The following is a 17,771-nucleotide window of genomic DNA, read 5'->3' on the forward strand; positions in this document are numbered from 1 at the left end:
GGCTGGGGGCATGCGCCTGGCGACCTGGAACGTCAACTCGGTGAAGGCCCGCCTACCCCGGCTGCTGCAGTGGCTGGCCGACACCGGGCCGGACGTCGTCTGCCTGCAGGAGACCAAGTGCCCGGACGGCGCCTTCCCGGTGACCGAGGTGGGCGAGCTGGGCTACACCGTGGCGAGCCACAGCGACGGCCGGTGGAACGGGGTCGCCATCCTGTCCCGGGCCGGGCTGAGTGACGTCCGGGTCGGGTTCGCCGACGAACCCGGCTTCCCCGAGCCCGAGGCCCGAGCCATCTCCGCCACCTGCGACGGGGTGCGGGTCTGGTCGGTGTACGTGCCCAACGGCCGGACGCCGGACGACCCGCACTACGCGTACAAGTTGGCCTGGTTCGCGGCACTGCGTGACGCGCTGGACGCCGAGCTGGCCGCCGGGTTGCCGCTGGCGGTCTGCGGCGACTTCAACGTCGCCCCGACCGACGCCGACGTCTGGGACCCGGCGGTCTTCACCCACTCGACGCACGTCACCCCGGCCGAACGGGCGGCCCTCGCGGCGTTGCGCGACCTCGGCCTCACCGACGTGGTGCCGACCCCGATGAAGGGCCCGCACCCCTTCACCTACTGGGACTACCGCGCCGGCATGTTCCACCAGAACAAGGGCATGAGAATCGACCTGGTGTACGCGTCCGCGCCGTTCGCCCGAGCGGTCCGCTCCGCGTACGTGGACCGCGAGGCCCGCAAGGGCAAGGGCCCCTCCGACCACGCGCCGATCGTTGTCGACGCGGACCTGGTGCCCGCGGTCGAGGCGTTCTGACTGGCTAGGGTGGGCAGATGGCAGTCGTGAAGATCAACGCAATCGACGTCCCGGCCGGCGGCGGCGCGGAGTTGGAGAAGCGGTTCGCCGCCCGAGCCGGCACGGTGGAGAGCTCCCCCGGCTTCCTCGGCTTCGAACTGCTCCGCCCGGTGGCCGGCGAGACCCGCTATTTCGTCTACACGAAGTGGGAGAGCGAAGAGGCGTACCAGGCCTGGGCCGCCGGCCCGTCCCGCGCCGCGCACGCGAGCGCGCCCGGCGACAAGCCCCGCCCCCCGGTCGCCACCGGCGCCAGCCTCCTGGAGTTCGAGGTGGCCCTGCACGTCCCCCAGCCCTAGTTGACCCTCGCGGGGCTTGATCGACTCGGTTTCAGGGAAATCGGGGTGTCCGAATCAGTGGGACACCCCGATTTCAAGGATTGACCGAAGCCACTTCGGCAGTCAGCTCGATCGCCCAGTCAAGCTGCGGACAGTTGTTGCGACCTCGGCAACGGTCCGGGTCGCGGGCCACCGCTTCCGACCAACCCGCCTCAGGGAATGAGCAGGGCCTTGCCTGGGATCGAGCGCGCCTCCATCGCGCGGTGAGCGTCGGCCGCGGAGGACAGCGGGTACTCGCGTGCGATGACCGGGCGGATCCGCCCTTGCACCGCCTCGGTCAGAGCCCTGCTCGCGAGCTGCACCATCTTCGGCGCCTTGAACTGGACGTCCGCGATGCCGTGTACGTCGACGCCGCGCGCCTGAACACTCTGCGGGTCCACCGTGGCGAAGGTGCCACTCGCCGCCCCATGGGCCGAGACCCGCCCGCCGTCGGCCACCAGATGAAAGGCGTCGCTGCCCAGATCTCCCCCGACACCGTCCAGCAGCACGTCGACGGACAGACCACCAAGGGCTTCGCGTACCGCGTCGGCCCACCCCTCCGTGGCGTAGTCGACGACAGCGTCGGCGCCGAGCCGTCGTACAAGTGTGAGCTTGTCCGCGCCACGGGCCGCTCCCACGACCTGCGCACCGAGACCGTGGGCGAGCTGAACGAGCAGCGTTCCCATGCCGCCCGCGGCCCCCAGGATCAGCACCCGGTCGCCAGGCTTGACGCCGAGGCTGTCGATGATGCCCATGGCGGTCACACCGTCGTGTGCGAGACCAGCCGCTTCCCGCAGGCCCAGACCGTCGGGGACCGGCACCAGCCGGTCGACGCTGGTCCGAACCAGTTCAGCGTACGAACCCCGCGTCCCGGCACCCGCGACGACCTGGCGGCCGAGCCAGGACGCGGAGACGCCCGGTCCGGTGGAGACGACCGTTCCGGCCGCTGCGCCGCCCGGCACGTACGGCGGGGTGACGCCGAACCTCTCCCCCCAGCCACTGCGGATCTGAGTCTCCACGTAGATCGTGTCCACGGCTTCGGCCCGAACAATGACCTCCCCCTCCCCGGCCTGCGGATCGGGCAGGTCCACCAGGATCAGAACCTCCGGACCCCCGTACGCAGAGACCTGGATCGCACGCACGTATGTCTCCAATCAGCCGCGGTCCGACGGCTAGGAGCCGCCTCGACACGTCGTCTCAGCGACGCTAGGACTTGAACATTGGTTGAGGTCAAGCCAGAGGTTCGGAGATCGATGGCGGAGTTGACCGGGATGTCGGAACCGCACCGCCACACCCGCGGAGGTGCTCAGGCCGGCACCACAGTCGAATCGCGCCGGACCGGCTGTCTGCGTTGATAGCGTCGAGGCGGCCCGAGCGGTAGCCGGCCACCAGTCGCCCCGCCAGCCGCGCCACGCCGTTCGCCCGGGGCGCATGCCAACGTTCGGGGGGATTCTGGCCATGTTCGACGGCTTCGACGTGTTCGACATCGAGACGCCGGGCGCGACGATCCACGGTCGCCGAGGTGGAAGCGGGCCGCCCGTCCTGCTGCTGCACGGCATCCCCGAGACGCACCTCATGTGGCACAAGGTCGCGCCACGGCTCGCCGAGAAGTACACAGTCGTCGCCACCGACCTGCGGGGCTGGGGCGACAGCGGCACACCGCCCAGCACCTCGGATCACGAGCCGTACAGCATGCGCGCCATCGCCCGCGACCAGATCGAGATGATGCGGATTCTGGGTTACCAGCAGTTCCGGCTCGTCGGCCATGATCGTGGGGCCCGCTGCGCGTACCGTCTCGCCCTGGACGAACCGGACGCCGTCACCCGACTGGCCGTCATGGACGTGGTTCCCATCGGCGACGTCTACAACCGCGCGGACAGGGCGTTCAGCCTCTCCTACTGGGTCTGGTCCTTCCTGGCGGCACCGGCGCCGGTGCCTGAGCAGTTCATCAAGGCAGCGCCCTCAGTGCTCGTCGACTTCATGCTCGACACCTGGCCCGAGGTCAAAGATGCCTTCCCGCCCGAGGTACGGGCGGCGTACGTCAAGCAGTTCAGCGACCCCGCCACGGCGCACGCGATCTGTGAGGAGTTCCGCGCCGCCGCGACGGTGGACTACCAGCAGGACGAGGCGGACCGGGGCAACCGGAAGATCGCCTGCCCGGTGTTGTTCCTCTGGAGCCAGCGCGGCCAGGTCGCGAAGCTCTACGACGACCCGATGGCGATCTGGCGGGAGTGGGCCGACGACGTGCGCGGCGAGCCGGTGCCGGTCGGGCACTTCATCCCGGAGGAGGCCCCCGACGAGACCACCCGCCAACTACTGACCTTCCTGAGTTGACGCTGGGCCGCCCACTGTGCTGACGCTCGGCCGCCCATCCACGGCTTGATCCACTCGGGTTCATTGATCCGGGGGTGTCCGGGCGACGTGGTTACCCCGGTTTCCGTGAAGGCGAGTGGATCAAGCGCCCCGACCGCCGGTCACTGCTTGCGGGTGGACTGGAAGGTGGCGAAGGCGATGACGTTGTCGGCGTAGCCGGTGCGCCCGCCGATGAACTGGCCGCCGCAGGTGATCAACCGCAGCCCGGGTGGCCCGTCGTGGCCGTAGATCCGCTCGGCGGGCAGCTGGTCCTTGGGGAAGTGCTCGACGGTGTCGACCCGGAACACCACCACCGACTCGTCCGCCCGGGCCACCTCGATCAGGTCGCCGGGCTTCAGCTTGCCCAGGTCGTAGAAGACCGACGGGCCGGTCTTCGTGTCCACGTGCCCGACGATCACCGCGGGGCCCGGCTCACCGGGGGTGGGCCCGCGGTCGTACCAACCGGTCTCGTTGTGTTTGTCCAAGGGCGGCACGGCGATCGAGCCGTCGCGCGCCTGCCCGACCGGTGCCACCGGCGCGGCCACCTTGATCGCCGGCACCGAGAGGCGCACCGGGCGGCTGGCCGACAACCCGACTGACTCGCTGCGGGCCGGCCGGTCACCGCCGGCGGGGGCGAAGTCGAGCGGGCCGATCGAGCGGCCCAGCCCCGCCCCGGTGGCGAAGACCCCGGCCAACACCAGCACCACTGCCAGCGGTATCGACCACGGGCTACGGCCGGAGGGGCGACTACGCCGAGGGGCGACGGCGGTCGGCGGACGGGCTGCCACAGTCGGGCGTTCGGGGCTCAGCGGACTGTCGTCCAGCGGCAGGCGGCGATCGTCGTCGAAGCGGTCGTCCGTCGGCCACTGGTCGTCCCGGGCGCGGCGGTCCTTGGCAGGCGAGCGGTCGTCACGCGGGAGCCGGTCGTCCGTCGGCCACCGGTCGTCCCGGGCACGGCGGTCCTTGGCAGGCGAGCGGTCGTCACGCGCCGGGCGGGGCCCGGAAGAGGGGCGAGGGCTCGACGACGGGCGAGGGCCGGGAGACGGGCGAGGGCCCGGCGGCGAGGCGGGTCGGAAGATCTCCATGGCCGGCTCAGCGCCCAGCGCCACGGACCAGACGTGGGCGACGCAGCGCCACCACGGCGAGGATCAGCCCGGTGATGGTCAGCGCCGCACCGGCGGGCAACAGCAGCTCGCCGGTCATGCCGCCCGCACCGCCACCGAAGCCGGTGGCGGGACCGCGACTGGGCTGGGGGGACGGCGTCTTCTTGACCACCTGGAGCATGGTCGAGGCGGTCTCGCCGTCGCGGCACTCCAGCTTGACCCGGTAGTTGCCGGGGCGGGTGCGCTCGCGCACCATCGGCGCGGCGGTGAGCACCCCGCGCTGCGGCTGCACGCCGACCGCGCCGAAGGCGTCGGAGACCACGGTGGCGCCCACCGAGTTGTCCCGACAACTGGCCCGGATGCCGACCAGATAGCCGGGCTGCACCGTGCTGGGACTGACCTCGACGAAGATGTCCACCGGCGACGGCGGTTGAGGCGCCCCACCGGGCGGGCCACCGGGCGGCCCTTCCGGCTGCCGGGCCGGCGCAGCGCCGGCGGCGAGCTGGAACACGGCAGGAGCGGCGAGGCCGCGTTCCGGCGCGAATGCCGCGAGGACGGGCGCAGGTGCCGCCAGGGCGGGCGCGGACGCCGCGAGCGCCGGCACGGACGCCGCGAGCGCGGGCGCGGCGGCCAACAGGGGGCTGGCGAACACGGTCACCAGCGACAGGGTCACGACGCCGCGGGTCAGTCTCACGATGCCCCCTCTCGACGCCGTGCGGCCGGGTCGGGCAGTGGCGCACCCGACCTGCCGTACCAGTTGGATCCTCTCATTTCCGGTCGCACATCACATCCGATCCGCTGGCGGCGTCGCGTAGGCTCGGGACGCTGTGACCGCCACCGACCATTCTCCCGCCGTCCCGCCCCCGAGCCGGACGATCCGCACGTTCCACCCCCGACGGGGTCGGATGAGCGACCGGCAGACCGACGCGCTGAGCCGGCTCTGGCCCGCGTACGGCCTGGATGTGCCGGACGGGCCTGTGGTGCCCGTCGACCTGGCCGACCTGTTCGGTCGCCGGGCGCCCGTGGTGCTGGAGATCGGTTCGGGCATGGGCGACAGCACCGCCGCGATGGCCGCCGCCGACCCGGATCGAGATTATCTGGCGGTCGAGGTGCACACGCCGGGAATCGCCAACCTCCTCGACCTGGTGGAACGCGCTGGCCTGCGAAACGTACGGGTGGCGCAGGGCGACGCGTTGTCCCTGGTCAGCGGCTTGCCCGAGGATGTGTTGGACGCCGTGCACGTTTTCTTCCCGGACCCGTGGCCGAAGTCCCGCCACCACAAGCGGCGGATCATCCAGCCGACGCACGTGGCGTTGCTGCGGTCACGACTGCGCCCGGGCGGCGTGTTGCACTGCGCGACCGACTGGGCCGAGTACGCCGAGGCGATGAAGGCAACGCTGGACGCCGATCCGGAGCTGGTGGACGCGTACGGCGGCTTCGCGCCGCGTCCGGCGCACCGCCCGGTGACGAAGTTCGAGCGGCGGGCGATCACCGCCGGTCGGCCGGTCGCCGACCTGCTGTACCGCCGGCGGTGACCGACGAAACGCCCTAACCGCAATGCGGCGGGGCGTCTGGGCGGGGTCCGGTGCGGGCCCGGTTGGCGTAGCGGGGCATGATCCAGGCACCATGGACAGGCTATGACGCTCACCGCCGCGCTGCCGACAAGCGCCGACCCCGACACCCTCTTCGACGCGTTCGCCGGCTGGGCGAAGGAGCGCGGCCTCGACCTCTACCCGCATCAGGAAGAGGCGGTCATCGAGATCGTCTCCGGCGCCAACCTGATCATGAACACGCCCACCGGCTCGGGCAAGAGCCTGGTGGCGATCGCGGCGCACTTCGCGGCCCTCGCCGACAGCCGCACGACCTTCTACACCGCGCCGATCAAGGCGTTGGTGTCGGAAAAGTTCTTCGCGCTCTGCGAGGTCTTCGGCGCCGAGAACGTCGGGATGCTCACCGGCGACGCCAGCGTCAACGCCGACGCCCCGATCATCTGCTGCACCGCGGAGATCCTGGCCAACCTGGCGCTGCGCGAGGGCGAACGGGCCGACGTCGGCCAGGTGATCATGGACGAGTTCCACTTCTACGCCGAGCCCGACCGGGGCTGGGCGTGGCAGGTGCCGATCATCGAGCTGCCGCAGGCCCAGTTCATCCTGATGTCCGCCACCCTGGGGGACACCACCCGCTTCGTCGACGACCTGACCCGGCGCACCGGGCGGCCGACCGCCGTCGTGCGCTCGGCCGAGCGGCCGGTCCCGCTCATCTTCTCGTACGCGATGACGCCGCTGCACGAGACGCTCGAGGAGCTGCTGGAGACCAAGCAGGCCCCGGTGTACGTGGTGCACTTCACCCAGGCCGCCGCGCTGGAACGCGCCCAGGCGCTGACCAGCGTCAACGTCGCGACCCGCGCCGAGAAGGACATGATCGCCCAGGCGATCGGCAACTTCCGGTTCACCGCCGGCTTCGGCAAGACGCTCTCCCGGTTGGTCCGGCACGGCATCGGCGTGCACCACGCCGGCATGCTGCCCAAGTACCGCCGCCTGGTGGAGACCCTCGCCCAGGCCGGTCTACTCAAGGTCATCTGCGGGACCGACACCCTCGGCGTCGGCATCAACGTGCCAATCCGCACCGTGCTGTTCACCGGCCTGTCCAAGTACGACGGGGTACGCACCCGACTGCTCAAGAACCGGGAGTTCCACCAGATCGCCGGGCGGGCCGGTCGGGCCGGTTACGACACCATCGGCCGGGTCGTGGTGCAGGCCCCCGAGCACGTCATCGACAACGAGAAGGCCCTCGCCAAAGCCGGCGACGACCCGAAGAAGCGCCGCAAGGTGGTGCGCAAGAAGCCGCCGGAGGGTTCGATCGGCTGGGGTCAGCCCACCTTCGACCGACTTGTCGACGCCGAGCCGGAGCCGCTGACCTCCAGCTTCCAGGTCAGCCACTCGATGCTGCTCAACGTCATCGGCCGGCCCGGTGACGCGTTCGCCGCGATGCGGCACCTGCTCACCGACAACCACGAGGAGCCGGCCGCACAGCGCCGGCACATCCGCCGGGCGATCGCCATCTACCGGGCGCTGCGGGCCGGCGGGGTCGTCGAGGAGCTGCCCGAACCGGACGAGACCGGCCGCCGGATCCGGCTCACCGTCGACCTCCAGCTCGACTTCGCCCTCAACCAGCCGCTCTCCCCCCTCGCCCTGGCCACCATCGAGTTGCTCGACGCCGAGTCCCCGTCGTACGCGCTCGACGTGCTCAGCGTGATCGAGTCGATCCTCGACGACCCCCGGCAGATCCTCTCCGCGCAGCAGTTCAAGGCGCGCGGCGAGGCCGTCGCCGCCATGAAGGCCGAGGGCATCGAGTACGAGGCGCGCCTCGAACTGCTCGAGGACGTGACCCACCCGAAGCCTCTGGCCGAGCTGCTGGAGGCCGCGTACGAGATGTACCGGCAGGGGCACCCCTGGGTCGCCGACCACCAGCTCTCCCCCAAGGCCGTGGTCCGCGACATGTACGAGCGGGCCATGACCTTCACCGAGTACGTGCAGTTCTACGGGCTGACCCGCTCGGAGGGCCTGGTCCTGCGCTACCTGGCCGACGCGTACAAGACGCTGCGGCAGACAGTGCCCGAGGACGCCAAGACCGAGGAGCTGATCGACCTCATCGAGTGGTTGGGCGAGTTGGTCCGCCAGGTCGACTCCAGCCTGATCGACGAGTGGGAGCGGCTGCGTAACCCGTCCGACGTGGCCGAGGTGGCCCAGGCGCACGCCGCCCTCGCCGACCGGCCACCGGCGGTGACCCGCAACGCACGGGCGTTCCGGGTGCTGGTGCGCAACGCGCTGTTCCGCCGCGTCGAGCTGGCCGCGCTGCGCCGCTGGGACCTGCTCGCCGAGTTGGACGCCGAGGACGGCTGGGACTACGACGCCTGGGCCGACGCTCTCGGGCCGTACTTCGAGGCGTACGACTCGATCGGGGTCGGGCCGGACGCCCGCGGCCCGGCGCTGCTCATGATCGAGCAGGGCCGGGAGCGGTGGACCGTACGGCAGATCTTCGACGACCCGGACGGTGACCACGACTGGGGCATCAGCGCCGAGGTCGACCTGGCCGCCTCGGACGAGATCGGTGCGGCGGTCGTCCGGATCACCGACGTCGGCCAGCTCTAACAGGCGTCTCGGCAGGGGGTCGTCCGCACGCCGGACGGCCCCCTTTGTCGCGTTTTCCGCACCCCCTCTTTCGCTGGGCGATGTCAGACCCGTCGATTAGAATGTATGTACTAATCGAGTTCCTGACCTGCAGGATTACGATCCGGGAGGACGCCCGTGACCGCGCCCGCCGCCACGCCCCTCACCCCCTACGCCACGCTGCTCGGCTTCACCCGCTACGTCGACCGCACCGGCCCCACCAAGGCGACCTTCGTGGGCGGTCTGCGTAAGCAGCGAGCCAGCCGGTCCGGCTTCAACCCGCACGGGCAGTTCGTCAAGGCACTCAAGGCCGACATCGCCTTCCACACCGGCGGCACCCACCTGACCGGGGTGGTCGACGTGGTCAAGCCTCGCTGGCGCCCGCTCTACCAGGCGCTCGTTCCCGGCGCCACGGCCTGGCTGCACTCCCTCGGCGAGCCGGCCGCCGTCGACCTCGCCCAGACCCGCGACGCCCTGGCCATGCTGGGCGACCTACCCGTCAAGATCAACCCCCATTTCGGTGTACGCCACGCCGACGGCCGCGCCGAAGCGGTCCGCCTGCACTTCGACGAGACCCCGCCGAGCGAGGAATCGGTGCTGGCCACCCTGCACCTGATGGCCCGCCACATGGACGCGGTGCTCCCGCACGCCGAGCCGGTCCTGGTGGATGTCCGCCGTGGCCAGGCCCACCACATGCCCACCGACGCGAAGCCCGAGCAGATCGAACGCTGGCTGGCCGGCGAAGCCGCCGCCTTCCGCGCCATCTGGTCCACCGCCGCCTAACCCGCCCACACCCCCACCCCGCCGCCGTCGCCGCCATCAAGATCCGCGCAACTTCAGGGATGCTGCTGCCTCCCACGATCGGGAAGCAGCAAGAACTCTGACGTTGCGCGGATCTTGTACGTCCGGCCCCACGTGAGGGTTATCCACAGGGGCTGTCGGCGGGCGTACCCGGCCGGCAGGGTGTCTTCATGCCTGCTTCTCCACGGCGTCCGGCAAGGTTGCAGGGGCCTGTCTTCCGCGGCTCCCGCGCCGTCGCGGACGGACTCATCACCCCTGCGGAACTGCGCAGCTCGGCGTGGCGGCCCCTCTTCCGCGACGTCTACGCGGATGCCCGACTAGAGGTCACGCACCGCGCTCGTTGTGCCGCGGCGGCACAACTGGTGCTACCCCCGGGTGTGGTGATCGCCGGGCGCAGCGCGGCAGCGCTCTACGGCGCAGCGTCGGTCGCCGGCAACGAGCCGGTCGATGTTCTCGTGCCCAGCGGCCAGCGGTTCGGACCGGTGTCGGGCCTCGCCGTCCACGTTGGCACGATCGACGGGGCCGACGTCACGCTACGCCGGGGCATCCCGATGACCACGCCGACGCGTACCTGCTGGGATCTGGCCCAGTGGCTGCCGACGGAGGAGGCCGTCGCGATCGTGGATCGGCTCGCCCACAACCATCTGGTGGCACTCGCATCGTTGCGGCAAACGCCCGGGCGCGGGTCGGCGACCGAGGGTGGAAGCGCATGGTGCGGGTGGCCGCCCTGGCTGACGCGGGCGCGGAATCGGCACCGGAGTCCCGACTTCGCGTGCGGATCGTGCTCGCCGGGGTGCCGACGCCGGTCACCCAGTTCGTGGTCGAGCGCGAGGGGAGATTCGTGGCCCGCCTGGACCTGGCGTGGCCACACCTCAAGGTCGCCGTCGAGTACGACGGACTGTGGCACGACGATCCCGAGCAGTTTCACCGCGATCGACGTCGCCTCAACCGCCTGCTCGGTGACAACTGGATCGTGCTGCCCGTGACCGCGAAACGATTCCGGGAGGACTTCGACGGCTTCCTCGAGGAACTCCGTCAAGCCCTCAACTCCCGATCCCGCTGACCCCGACGGGCCCCCGACCCCAAGATCCGAACAACTTCAGGGTTACTGCTGCTTCTGCGGCTTGGGAGGCAGCAGTTTCCCGGTAGTTGCTCAGATCTTGGGGTTCGTTCGCGACGGTGCCAGCGGGGTCAGGCGGCGGGGAGGTACTTGGCCAGGTCGTCGAGGATCTTGTTGGCGGCGCCGACGCCGATGCCGGTCATCCAGACCTCGTCGGAGACGGGGTACGCCTTGCCGGCCTTGACGGCGCCCAGGCCCTTCCAGAGGGTTCCGCCAGCCACCTTGCTCTGCTCGGCGGCGGCCTTGTCGCCGTACGCGGTCACGAAGATGACGTCACCGTCGACCTCGCTGATCCGCTCGGGGCTGACCAGGTCGAAGCGCTTGTCCTCCTTGTTGGCGAGCATCTGCCGCTCGGGGCGGCCGAGGCCGGTGTCGCCGATGACGATGCCGGAGAACGAGTCCGGGCCGTACACCCGGATGTTGCCGGGCAGGAACCGCACGATCGACACCTTGCGCGCGGCGGGGTCGCCGAGGGTGGCACCGAAGTCCTTGGCCCGCTTCTCGTACGCGCCGAGCAGGTCCTTGGCCTGCTGCTCGCGGCCGAGCGCCTTGCCGTCGAGGAGGAGGTTCTCCTTCCAGGTGATGCCCACCTTGTCGGTGAACACGGTTGGCGCGATGGCGGCCAGTTCGTCGTAGAACTTCTCCTGGCGGAACTTGCTGCCCAGGATGAGGTCCGGCTTCAGCGCGTTGATCGCCTCCAGGTCGGGCTCGGTGAGCACCCCGACCTCCTTGATGCCGGCGAGCTTGTCCGCGCCGAAGTAGGTCGGCCAGCTCTTGGCCTCACCGGCGGTGGCGGCACCGACGGGCGTGATGCCCAGTGAGAGCGCCGTGTCGATCTTGTCGGTGTCGAGCACGACCACCCGCTTGGGCTCCGCCGGGACCTTGGTGGTGCCCATGGCGTGGGTGATCTCCCGGGTCTCCCCGGTGGTGGTGCCGGCGACCGGGTCGCTCTCACCGCAGGCGGTGAGTCCGACGCCGAGGGCGGCGGCCGCGGCGAGAGCGGCGACGAGACGACGCATCAGAGTCCTTTCGAGGGGTACGAGCCGGCGAGCGGAATCGCTGCGTCGGCGGGGGTGACCGGGCTGGCGGAGGTGCCACCGGTGTACGCGGGCACCACCAGGGGTGCGCCGGTCACCGGGCAGGGCACGACCACACAGGCCAGCCCGAAGACGTCGCGGACCAGGTCGGCGGTGAGGATCTCCCGGGGCGGTCCGGCGGCCACCACGGCGCCGGCGCGCATCGCGACCAGGTGGTCGGCGTAGCGGGCGGCCTGGTTCAGGTCGTGCAGCACGGCGACCACGGTGCGGCCCCGCTCGGCGCGCAGCCGGTGCAGCAGGTCCAGCACCTCCACCTGGTGGGCCAGGTCGAGGAAGGTGGTCGGCTCGTCCAGCAGCAGGGCGTCGGTGTCCTGGGCGAGGGTCATGGCGATCCACACCCGTTGCCGCTGACCGCCGGAGAGGCTGTCCACCGGTCGGTCGGCCAGGTCGGTCACGTCGGCGAGGGCCATCGCCTGGTCCACCGCCGCGCCGTCCTCCGACGACCACTGCCGCCACCACCGCTGGTAGGGCTGCCTGCCCCGCCCGACCAGGTCCGCCACGGTGACGCCCTCGGGCACCAGCGGGCTCTGCGGCAGGACGCCGAGGCGGCGGGCGACCTCCCGGGTCGGCAGGTCGCGGATCGCGGTGCCGTCCAGCAGCACCGTGCCCCGGCGGGGGTTGAGCAGCCGGGCCATCGTGCGCAGCAGGGTGGACTTGCCGCACGCGTTGGGGCCGACGATGACGGTGAACGCGTCGGTCGGCAGGTCCAGGTCGAGCCCGTCGAGCACGGTCCGGTCGTCGTAGCCGGCGACCAGGTCGCGGGTAGAGAGCATCACACGACTCCTCGAGGCGTCACGACGACCGCCGCCGACCACGCAGCAGCAGGAAGATCAGGTACGGGCCACCGATCGCGGCGGTCAGCACCCCGGCGGGCAGTTGGGTGGGTGCGAACAGCCGCCGGCCGGCCAGGTCGGCCAGCACCAGCAGGAGCGCGCCGAGCAGGGCCGCGCAGACCAGCGGCGGCCGTTCGGCGCGTACCAGCCGGCGGGCCACCTGCGGGGCGACCAGCGCCACGAAGTCCACGGCCCCGACCTGGGCGGTGACCATCGCGGCGACGAGCACACCGGTGCCGGCGAGACCGATCCGGCGGGCCACCGGGCGCAGCCCGACGCCCCGGGCGGTGTCGTCGTCGAGGGCGGTGCTGTTCAGCGCCCAGCCGGCCCAGGCCAGCACCGGCAGCAGCACCAGCAGGGTGCCGGCGATCCAGGCGGCCTCGCTCCAGCCCTTGCCGGCCAGGGTGCCGATCAGCCAGATCTGCGCGCGCAGCCCGTCGATCGGGTCGGCGGTGAGCATGACCACCTCGGTGAGCGCCCGGAAGCCGAACGCGACCGCCACGCCGGCGAGCACGAACCGCTGTGCCGCCAGCCCGTGCCGGGCGCCGAGGGCGAACAGCAGCGCCGCCGCGAGCAGCCCACCCACCAGCGCGGTGGGCGCCACCAGCACGGCGGCCATTCCGCTGGTCAGGGCCACGGTGGCGGCGAGACCGGCACCCTGGGTGATGCCGATGACGTCCGGGCTGGCGAGCGGGTTGCGGGCCACGCTCTGGATCAGCGTGCCGGCCACGCCGAAGGCGGCGCCGGCCACGGCGGCCAGCACGACGCGCGGCAGCCGAAGGTCGAAGACCACGAGGTCGTACGGGGTGCCGGCCCCGGAGAGGGCACGCAGCACGTCGGCCGGGGCGACGTACGGGGTGCCCAGCGAGAGACTGAGCACCACGGCCAGCAGGAGCAGCACGGTCAGCACGGCGGCCACCAGGACCGCGCGACGGCGGATCAGCAGGCTGACCGGGCCGATCCGCAGCAGCGACCGCCCGGCCAGCCGGATCGACTCACCGGACGGCACGGCGGTGCTCGACAGGCCGGCGGCACCGGGCGAGGCGGCGGCGGAGGCGGCGGCGGGCGAGCCGGCGGCGGAGGCGGCGGACGAGGCGGCGGCGTCAGACGCGTCGGAGGGGCCGGAGGTGCGCTGGGTGGTGGTCACGCGGTCACCACCCGGGCGCGACGGACCAGCACGGCCAGCAGTGGCGCACCGATCAGCGCGGTGACGATCCCGGCCGGGATTTCGCCGGGTGGGGCGACGAGCCGACCGACGATGTCGGCGGCGAGCAGCAGCGCCGGCCCGAGCAGGGCGGAGACGGCCAGGGTCCAGCGGTGGTCCGCGCCGACCAGGGCGCGCGCCAGGTGCGGCACGGCCAGCCCGACGAACGCGACCGGGCCGGCAGCGGCCACCGCCGCACCGGTCAGCAGCACGGCGGCGAGGCCACCGCCGAGGCGGACCAGGCCGATCCGGTGGCCGAGTCCACGGGCCACGTCGTCGCCGAGGGCCAGCGCGTCCAGACCGCGGGCCACCAGGGCGGCCAGGACCAACCCGACGAGGACGAACGGCAGCACCTGCGCGGTGACCGACAGGTCCCGGCCGGACAGCCCGCCGACCACCCAGAAGCGGTACTCCTCGAAGGTGCGGGCGTCGATGCTGAGCAGGGCGTACACCCCGGAGGCCAGGCTGGCGTCGAGCGCCGCACCGACCAGCGCGAGGGTGACCGGGCTGGCGCCCTCGCGGGCGCGGGTGGCGATGGCGAAGACCAACAGCCCGGCGATCAGGGCTCCGGCGATGCCGAACCAGACGTACCCGGCGAGCGTGCCGACGCCGAAGACGGAGATCGCCAGGACCACCCCGAACGACGCGCCAGCGCTGATGCCCAGGATGCGCGGCTCGGCGAGGGGGTTGCGGGTGAGCGCCTGGAACAGCACCCCCGCCACGGCGAGCGCGAGGCCGACGGCGAGGCCGAGCGCGGTCCGTGGCATCCGCAGCTCACGGACGATGGTGCTGGCGTCGCCGCCGTCGGGTGCGACGAGCGCGTGCCAGACCTGGTCGACGCCGAGTTGTCGGCTGCCGAGCGCGAAGCTGGCCAGCACGGTGAGCAGCAGCACCAGCGCGGCCCCGACGGTGACGGCCACCCGGCGGCCGGTACGGGTGCCGGACCGGTTGCGGGCCGGGGTCGGCCGGGTGGCGAGGGTGGTCACGAGTCTCCTGCACGTTCACGCTTAGGTTCGCCTAACCTTAGCCGAGCTGCAGAAAGAGGCCTAACCGGCGTCTGTCGATGCCGTCGGGGCTCCCCCGGCCCCGCCCGCCGCGCCACCGTCACCGGCCGCCGCGCCACCGCGCGGCAACACGTTCAGCGGTCGCATCATCTCGTTGTCCTCGTGCTCCAGCAGGTGGCAGTGCCAGGCGTACCGACCCGGCAGGTCGAAGTGCGCCTTGATCCGGGTCACCTCCCACGGGTACGCGAGCACCGTGTCCATCCACCCCCGGTCCGCCGGGCCCGGCTGCACCCTGCCCGAGTGTCCCCGGCCGAGCAGCTCGAACTGGACCTGGTGCAGGTGGACCGGGTGCACGTGCCGGGTGAAGTTGCGCACCTCCCAGACCTCGGTGTCGCCGAGGGTGGGCTGTTCGGTCACCGGATCGCTCCAGCGCAACGGCAGACCCCGGCCGCGCTCGTCGAGGACGCCGAGCAGCATCACCGTCGACCCGCCGGACCCGCGCTCGTTGAGCGCCAGCCGGCGTACCCGCTGGGCCGCTCCGAGCCGAGGGTGCGCCGGCAGCCGTAGCTGTTCCGGTGGGACGCTGGGATCCGCGCCGGCGGCGTCGGTGACCACGAACCGCAGCACCTGCCCGGTGGTCTGCGGGTCGGCCGGCGGGAAGTCCACCCCGGGGCGACCGCCGGCGTACATCCCGTCCGGCCCTTCGTTCACGAGGTACAGCTCGGTGCCGGCCGGGACGTCGGTGAAGTCGACGATCGCGTCGACCCGCTGGGCGGGGCCGAGTGACACGCGTTCGTGCGCCACCGGCTCCGGCAGGAAGCCGCCGTCGCTGCCGATCTGCCAGACCGGCAGCACCGGCCGGGCCGGCCGGGCGGTGGCGTTCGCGGCCACGCTGAGCAGCAGGAAACGGCTGTTGCAGCCGTTGAGCAGCCGGAACCGGTAGCGCCGGCGCCGCACTGTCAGCGTGGGCCAGGTGCGGCCGTTGACCACGATGGTGGAGCCGGAGAACCCGGGCACGGACACTGGCGGCCCGTCGCCGTTGCCGGAGTACCGCTTCGGGTATTGCAGGTCGCCGTCGGCGGTGAAGCTGCGGTCCTGGATCATCAGCGGGATGTCGTGGTACGAGGCGGTCGGCGGGTCGTCGCGGGTCGGCGCCGGGCCGGGCAGCACTTCCTCCGGCAGCTCGTCCCCGCCGAGCAGGTAGAACCCGGCGGGCCCGGCGTAGACGTTCTCGCGGGTGAGCCCGAGCGTGTGGTCGTGGTACCAGAGGGTGCACGGGCGCTGGTCGTTCGCGTACTCGAAGGTGGCCGAGCCCGGCGTCCAGCGCAGCCCGGACCGTTCGGCGAACCGGGACCGGAACTCGCGGTACGCGCTGCCGGACACGGCGAAGTCCGGCGGCAGGTCGCGGGCCGTCGGCAGGTACCACGCCTCCGCGTGCCCGTCGCTCTCCTGGGCGCTGTGCGCGCCGTGCAGATGCACCACCTGCGGCACCGGTCCGCGATACCCCTGCGGGCTGCCGTCCCACCGCCCGTGACGGTCCCGGTGCTCGATGCCACCGGCCGGGTTGGCCCAGTGCACTGTGGGGTCCACCGGCAGCAGGTGCGGCAGGTAGTCGCCCCGGTCGTCGACGAGCTGGTTGACCCAGGTCACCCGCACCGGCCGGCCGACCCGGGCCATGATGGTGGGCGCCGGGTAGCCGAAGCTGCCGGGGTGGGCGGTGGAGCCGTAGCCCCACACTGTGGTGCGCGGCCACGGGGGCGGCAGGATCTGCTGGCGGAACTGTCGTACCGCGATCTCGTAGGTGTCGCGCTCGGGATCGGGCGCCACCGTCGGCATCGCCGGGGGGATCCGCAGCGGCGTGACGTACTTCGGGATGTCACGGGCGTCCAGCGACGCTGCCGCGGCGAGCGCCCGGCCCGATGCCGGCCAGCCCGCCGGGATCAGCGCCGCCGCGCCGCCGGTGGCACCGGCCACGAGCAGCCCACGTCTGGTGACCATGCCGCACCTCCCAATCGTCGCGAACCTCGATATGAGAATGAGATTCGCGGACGACCACAGGACGGACAGATGCTCGATGGCACCCAGAAGAGGGACATTCGCCTCATAGGGTGGGAACATGCGATTCGACCAGCACACGGTCGTCCTGCTGAGCCGACCGTCGGATCCGCCGGAGCTGCCGCAGGACGCCATCGACCGCCTGCAGGACGCCCACCTGGCGCATCAGGCGGGCCTCGTGCAGCAGGGGCTGGTGCTCGCGGCCGGGCCGTTCCTCCACCCCGACGACGAGCGGTTGCGGGGCTTCGTGGTGCTGTCCATCGCCCCGGACGAGGCCCGCGCGCTCTTCGCCAACGACCCGGCCGTGCGTGCCGGTCGCCTGCTCGCGCGGGTGACCACCTGGCTGCTCCCGGAGGGCAACCTGCGCTTCGAGAGCGTGCCGGTGCCGCAGTCGATGCTGGAGGCCGCCGCCGGAGACTGACGCGCGCCCGGTCAGCCGGCCGAGTCGCTGCCGGTCTCCGCCGGCAGCTTCCCGAGCGGGACCACCAGCGGGGCGTCCATCGGGCCGACGATCACCCGCAGGTCCGGGAAGTGGTCGGCCAGCACCTGCCGGCACCGGGCACAGGGCGCGACGACCTCGCGACCGCGGTCGGCGACCGTGACGATCGTCTCCAACGCGGTGACGCCCTGCGTCGCGGCCGTGGCGATCACGACCAGCTCGGCGCAGACCGCTGCGCTGGCGTGCCGGACGTTCACGCCCGTGAAGACCCGCCCGTCCACGGTCCGGGCCGCCGACGCGACAGTGTGGCGCTGGCTGCGGCACCGCAGCTTGGCGACCGCGGTGGCGGCCTGCACCAACGCGCGGTCGGTGTCACGCATCTCCATCCCGGCTCCCCCAGCGCTCGACGTCGGCCGCCAACTCTAGGTCCCGG

The 17,771-nt window shown here is 72.1% G+C and carries 17 protein-coding genes; 8 read left to right on the forward strand and 9 right to left on the reverse strand.

The genetic code is table 11. The annotated features are described in order from the left end of the window. Window positions 1–10: 10 nt before the first annotated feature. Both IF22_RS0122325 and IF22_RS0122330 read left to right on the forward strand, forming a co-directional pair. Window positions 11–808 carry an exodeoxyribonuclease III gene (locus tag IF22_RS0122325; protein WP_030335068.1) on the forward strand — a complete coding sequence of 266 codons (798 nt, stop codon included), beginning with the start codon at window positions 11–13 and terminating at the stop codon, window positions 806–808. A 17-nt stretch (window positions 809–825) separates the two neighbouring features. Continuing rightward, a complete protein-coding gene (locus IF22_RS0122330; protein WP_030335071.1) occupies window positions 826–1,143 on the forward strand; it encodes an antibiotic biosynthesis monooxygenase family protein in 318 nt (105 codons plus the stop codon). 191 nt (window positions 1,144–1,334) lie between these two features. On the opposite strand, the gene IF22_RS0122335 is transcribed toward IF22_RS0122330, so the two are convergent. Then, window positions 1,335–2,303 carry a zinc-binding dehydrogenase gene (locus IF22_RS0122335; protein WP_030335072.1) on the reverse strand — a complete coding sequence of 323 codons (969 nt, stop codon included), beginning with the start codon at window positions 2,301–2,303 and terminating at the stop codon, window positions 1,335–1,337. Between the two features lie 316 nt (window positions 2,304–2,619). On the opposite strand from IF22_RS0122335, the gene IF22_RS0122340 reads away from it, so the two are divergent. Continuing rightward, window positions 2,620–3,495, forward strand: coding sequence for an alpha/beta fold hydrolase (locus IF22_RS0122340; protein ID WP_030335074.1), 876 nt, complete (start codon window positions 2,620–2,622; stop codon window positions 3,493–3,495). Window positions 3,496–3,635: 140 nt separating this feature from the next. On the opposite strand, the gene IF22_RS0122345 is transcribed toward IF22_RS0122340, so the two are convergent. Together IF22_RS0122345 and IF22_RS0122350 are read right to left on the reverse strand one after the other, a co-directional pair. Next, the gene (locus IF22_RS0122345; protein ID WP_030335076.1) at window positions 3,636–4,301 is read right to left on the reverse strand and encodes a class F sortase; all 666 of its coding nucleotides are present in this window, start codon (window positions 4,299–4,301) and stop codon (window positions 3,636–3,638) included. 304 nt (window positions 4,302–4,605) lie between these two features. Further along, entirely contained in the window at window positions 4,606–5,313 is a 708-nt protein-coding gene (locus IF22_RS0122350) for a hypothetical protein (RefSeq protein WP_030335078.1), read from the reverse strand. 130 nt (window positions 5,314–5,443) lie between these two features. Here IF22_RS0122350 and trmB point away from each other — a divergent pair, with 130 nt between their 5' ends. The 4 genes from trmB to IF22_RS33300 all read left to right on the forward strand — a co-directional run bounded on the left by trmB (window position 5,444) and on the right by IF22_RS33300 (window position 10,649). Further along, complete coding sequence (gene trmB, locus IF22_RS0122355) at window positions 5,444–6,151, forward strand: tRNA (guanosine(46)-N7)-methyltransferase TrmB (protein WP_030335080.1); 708 nt, start codon at window positions 5,444–5,446, stop codon at window positions 6,149–6,151. A gap of 102 nt (window positions 6,152–6,253) precedes the next feature. Continuing rightward, window positions 6,254–8,767 (forward strand): DEAD/DEAH box helicase, encoded by a 2,514-nt coding sequence (locus tag IF22_RS0122360; RefSeq protein ID WP_030335082.1) that lies wholly within the window; start codon window positions 6,254–6,256, stop codon window positions 8,765–8,767. Between the two features lie 156 nt (window positions 8,768–8,923). Continuing rightward, complete coding sequence (locus IF22_RS0122365) at window positions 8,924–9,568, forward strand: hypothetical protein (protein ID WP_030335083.1); 645 nt, start codon at window positions 8,924–8,926, stop codon at window positions 9,566–9,568. A 727-nt stretch (window positions 9,569–10,295) separates the two neighbouring features. Continuing rightward, window positions 10,296–10,649: a hypothetical protein gene (locus tag IF22_RS33300; RefSeq protein WP_051708713.1), complete on the forward strand. Its 354-nt coding sequence runs from the start codon at window positions 10,296–10,298 to the stop codon at window positions 10,647–10,649. Between the two features lie 128 nt (window positions 10,650–10,777). Here IF22_RS33300 and IF22_RS0122375 read toward each other — a convergent pair whose 3' ends face one another. From IF22_RS0122375 to IF22_RS0122395, 5 genes are read right to left on the reverse strand one after another with little or no spacing between them, the layout of a single operon-like run. After that, window positions 10,778–11,725, reverse strand: coding sequence for an ABC transporter substrate-binding protein (locus IF22_RS0122375; RefSeq protein WP_030335085.1), 948 nt, complete (start codon window positions 11,723–11,725; stop codon window positions 10,778–10,780). After that, window positions 11,725–12,576 (reverse strand): ABC transporter ATP-binding protein, encoded by an 852-nt coding sequence (locus IF22_RS0122380; RefSeq protein WP_030335087.1) that lies wholly within the window; start codon window positions 12,574–12,576, stop codon window positions 11,725–11,727. The genes IF22_RS0122375 and IF22_RS0122380 overlap by 1 nt, the downstream gene beginning before the upstream one ends. A gap of 19 nt (window positions 12,577–12,595) precedes the next feature. Continuing rightward, window positions 12,596–13,783 (reverse strand): FecCD family ABC transporter permease, encoded by a 1,188-nt coding sequence (locus IF22_RS0122385; RefSeq protein ID WP_245233708.1) that lies wholly within the window; start codon window positions 13,781–13,783, stop codon window positions 12,596–12,598. Continuing rightward, complete coding sequence (locus tag IF22_RS0122390) at window positions 13,780–14,826, reverse strand: FecCD family ABC transporter permease (protein WP_030335090.1); 1,047 nt, start codon at window positions 14,824–14,826, stop codon at window positions 13,780–13,782. Before IF22_RS0122390 ends, IF22_RS0122385 begins: the two co-directional genes overlap by 4 nt. Window positions 14,827–14,886: 60 nt before the next feature. Continuing rightward, window positions 14,887–16,842, reverse strand: coding sequence for a multicopper oxidase family protein (locus IF22_RS0122395; protein ID WP_030335091.1), 1,956 nt, complete (start codon window positions 16,840–16,842; stop codon window positions 14,887–14,889). A gap of 118 nt (window positions 16,843–16,960) precedes the next feature. On the opposite strand from IF22_RS0122395, the gene IF22_RS0122400 reads away from it, so the two are divergent. Further along, the gene (locus IF22_RS0122400) at window positions 16,961–17,320 is read left to right on the forward strand and encodes a YciI family protein (protein WP_030335093.1); all 360 of its coding nucleotides are present in this window, start codon (window positions 16,961–16,963) and stop codon (window positions 17,318–17,320) included. Window positions 17,321–17,331: 11 nt separating this feature from the next. Here the strand turns inward: IF22_RS0122400 and IF22_RS0122405 are convergent, their stop codons facing one another. After that, on the reverse strand, window positions 17,332–17,724 hold the full coding sequence (locus tag IF22_RS0122405) for a cytidine deaminase family protein (protein WP_030335095.1): 393 nt from the start codon (window positions 17,722–17,724) through the stop codon (window positions 17,332–17,334). Between the last annotated feature and the right edge of the window lie 47 nt (window positions 17,725–17,771).

This window comes from Micromonospora parva (assembly GCF_000718515.1).
In the GTDB taxonomy this organism is placed as follows: domain Bacteria; phylum Actinomycetota; class Actinomycetes; order Mycobacteriales; family Micromonosporaceae; genus Micromonospora; species Micromonospora parva.

Excerpts from the sequence above, each read along its gene's own strand:
- IF22_RS0122405 (WP_030335095.1), bottom strand. The coding sequence starts at position 17,724 with ATGGAGATGCGTGACACCGACCGCGCGTTGGTGCAGGCCGCCACCGCG.
- IF22_RS0122325 (WP_030335068.1), top strand. The coding sequence starts at position 11 with ATGCGCCTGGCGACCTGGAACGTCAACTCGGTGAAGGCCCGCCTACCC.
- IF22_RS0122375 (WP_030335085.1), bottom strand. The coding sequence starts at position 11,725 with ATGCGTCGTCTCGTCGCCGCTCTCGCCGCGGCCGCCGCCCTCGGCGTC.
- IF22_RS0122360 (WP_030335082.1), top strand. The coding sequence starts at position 6,254 with ATGACGCTCACCGCCGCGCTGCCGACAAGCGCCGACCCCGACACCCTC.
- IF22_RS0122330 (WP_030335071.1), top strand. The coding sequence starts at position 826 with ATGGCAGTCGTGAAGATCAACGCAATCGACGTCCCGGCCGGCGGCGGC.
- IF22_RS0122380 (WP_030335087.1), bottom strand. The coding sequence starts at position 12,576 with ATGCTCTCTACCCGCGACCTGGTCGCCGGCTACGACGACCGGACCGTG.
- IF22_RS0122340 (WP_030335074.1), top strand. The coding sequence starts at position 2,620 with ATGTTCGACGGCTTCGACGTGTTCGACATCGAGACGCCGGGCGCGACG.
- IF22_RS0122395 (WP_030335091.1), bottom strand. The coding sequence starts at position 16,842 with ATGGTCACCAGACGTGGGCTGCTCGTGGCCGGTGCCACCGGCGGCGCG.
- IF22_RS0122400 (WP_030335093.1), top strand. The coding sequence starts at position 16,961 with ATGCGATTCGACCAGCACACGGTCGTCCTGCTGAGCCGACCGTCGGAT.
- IF22_RS33300 (WP_051708713.1), top strand. The coding sequence starts at position 10,296 with ATGGTGCGGGTGGCCGCCCTGGCTGACGCGGGCGCGGAATCGGCACCG.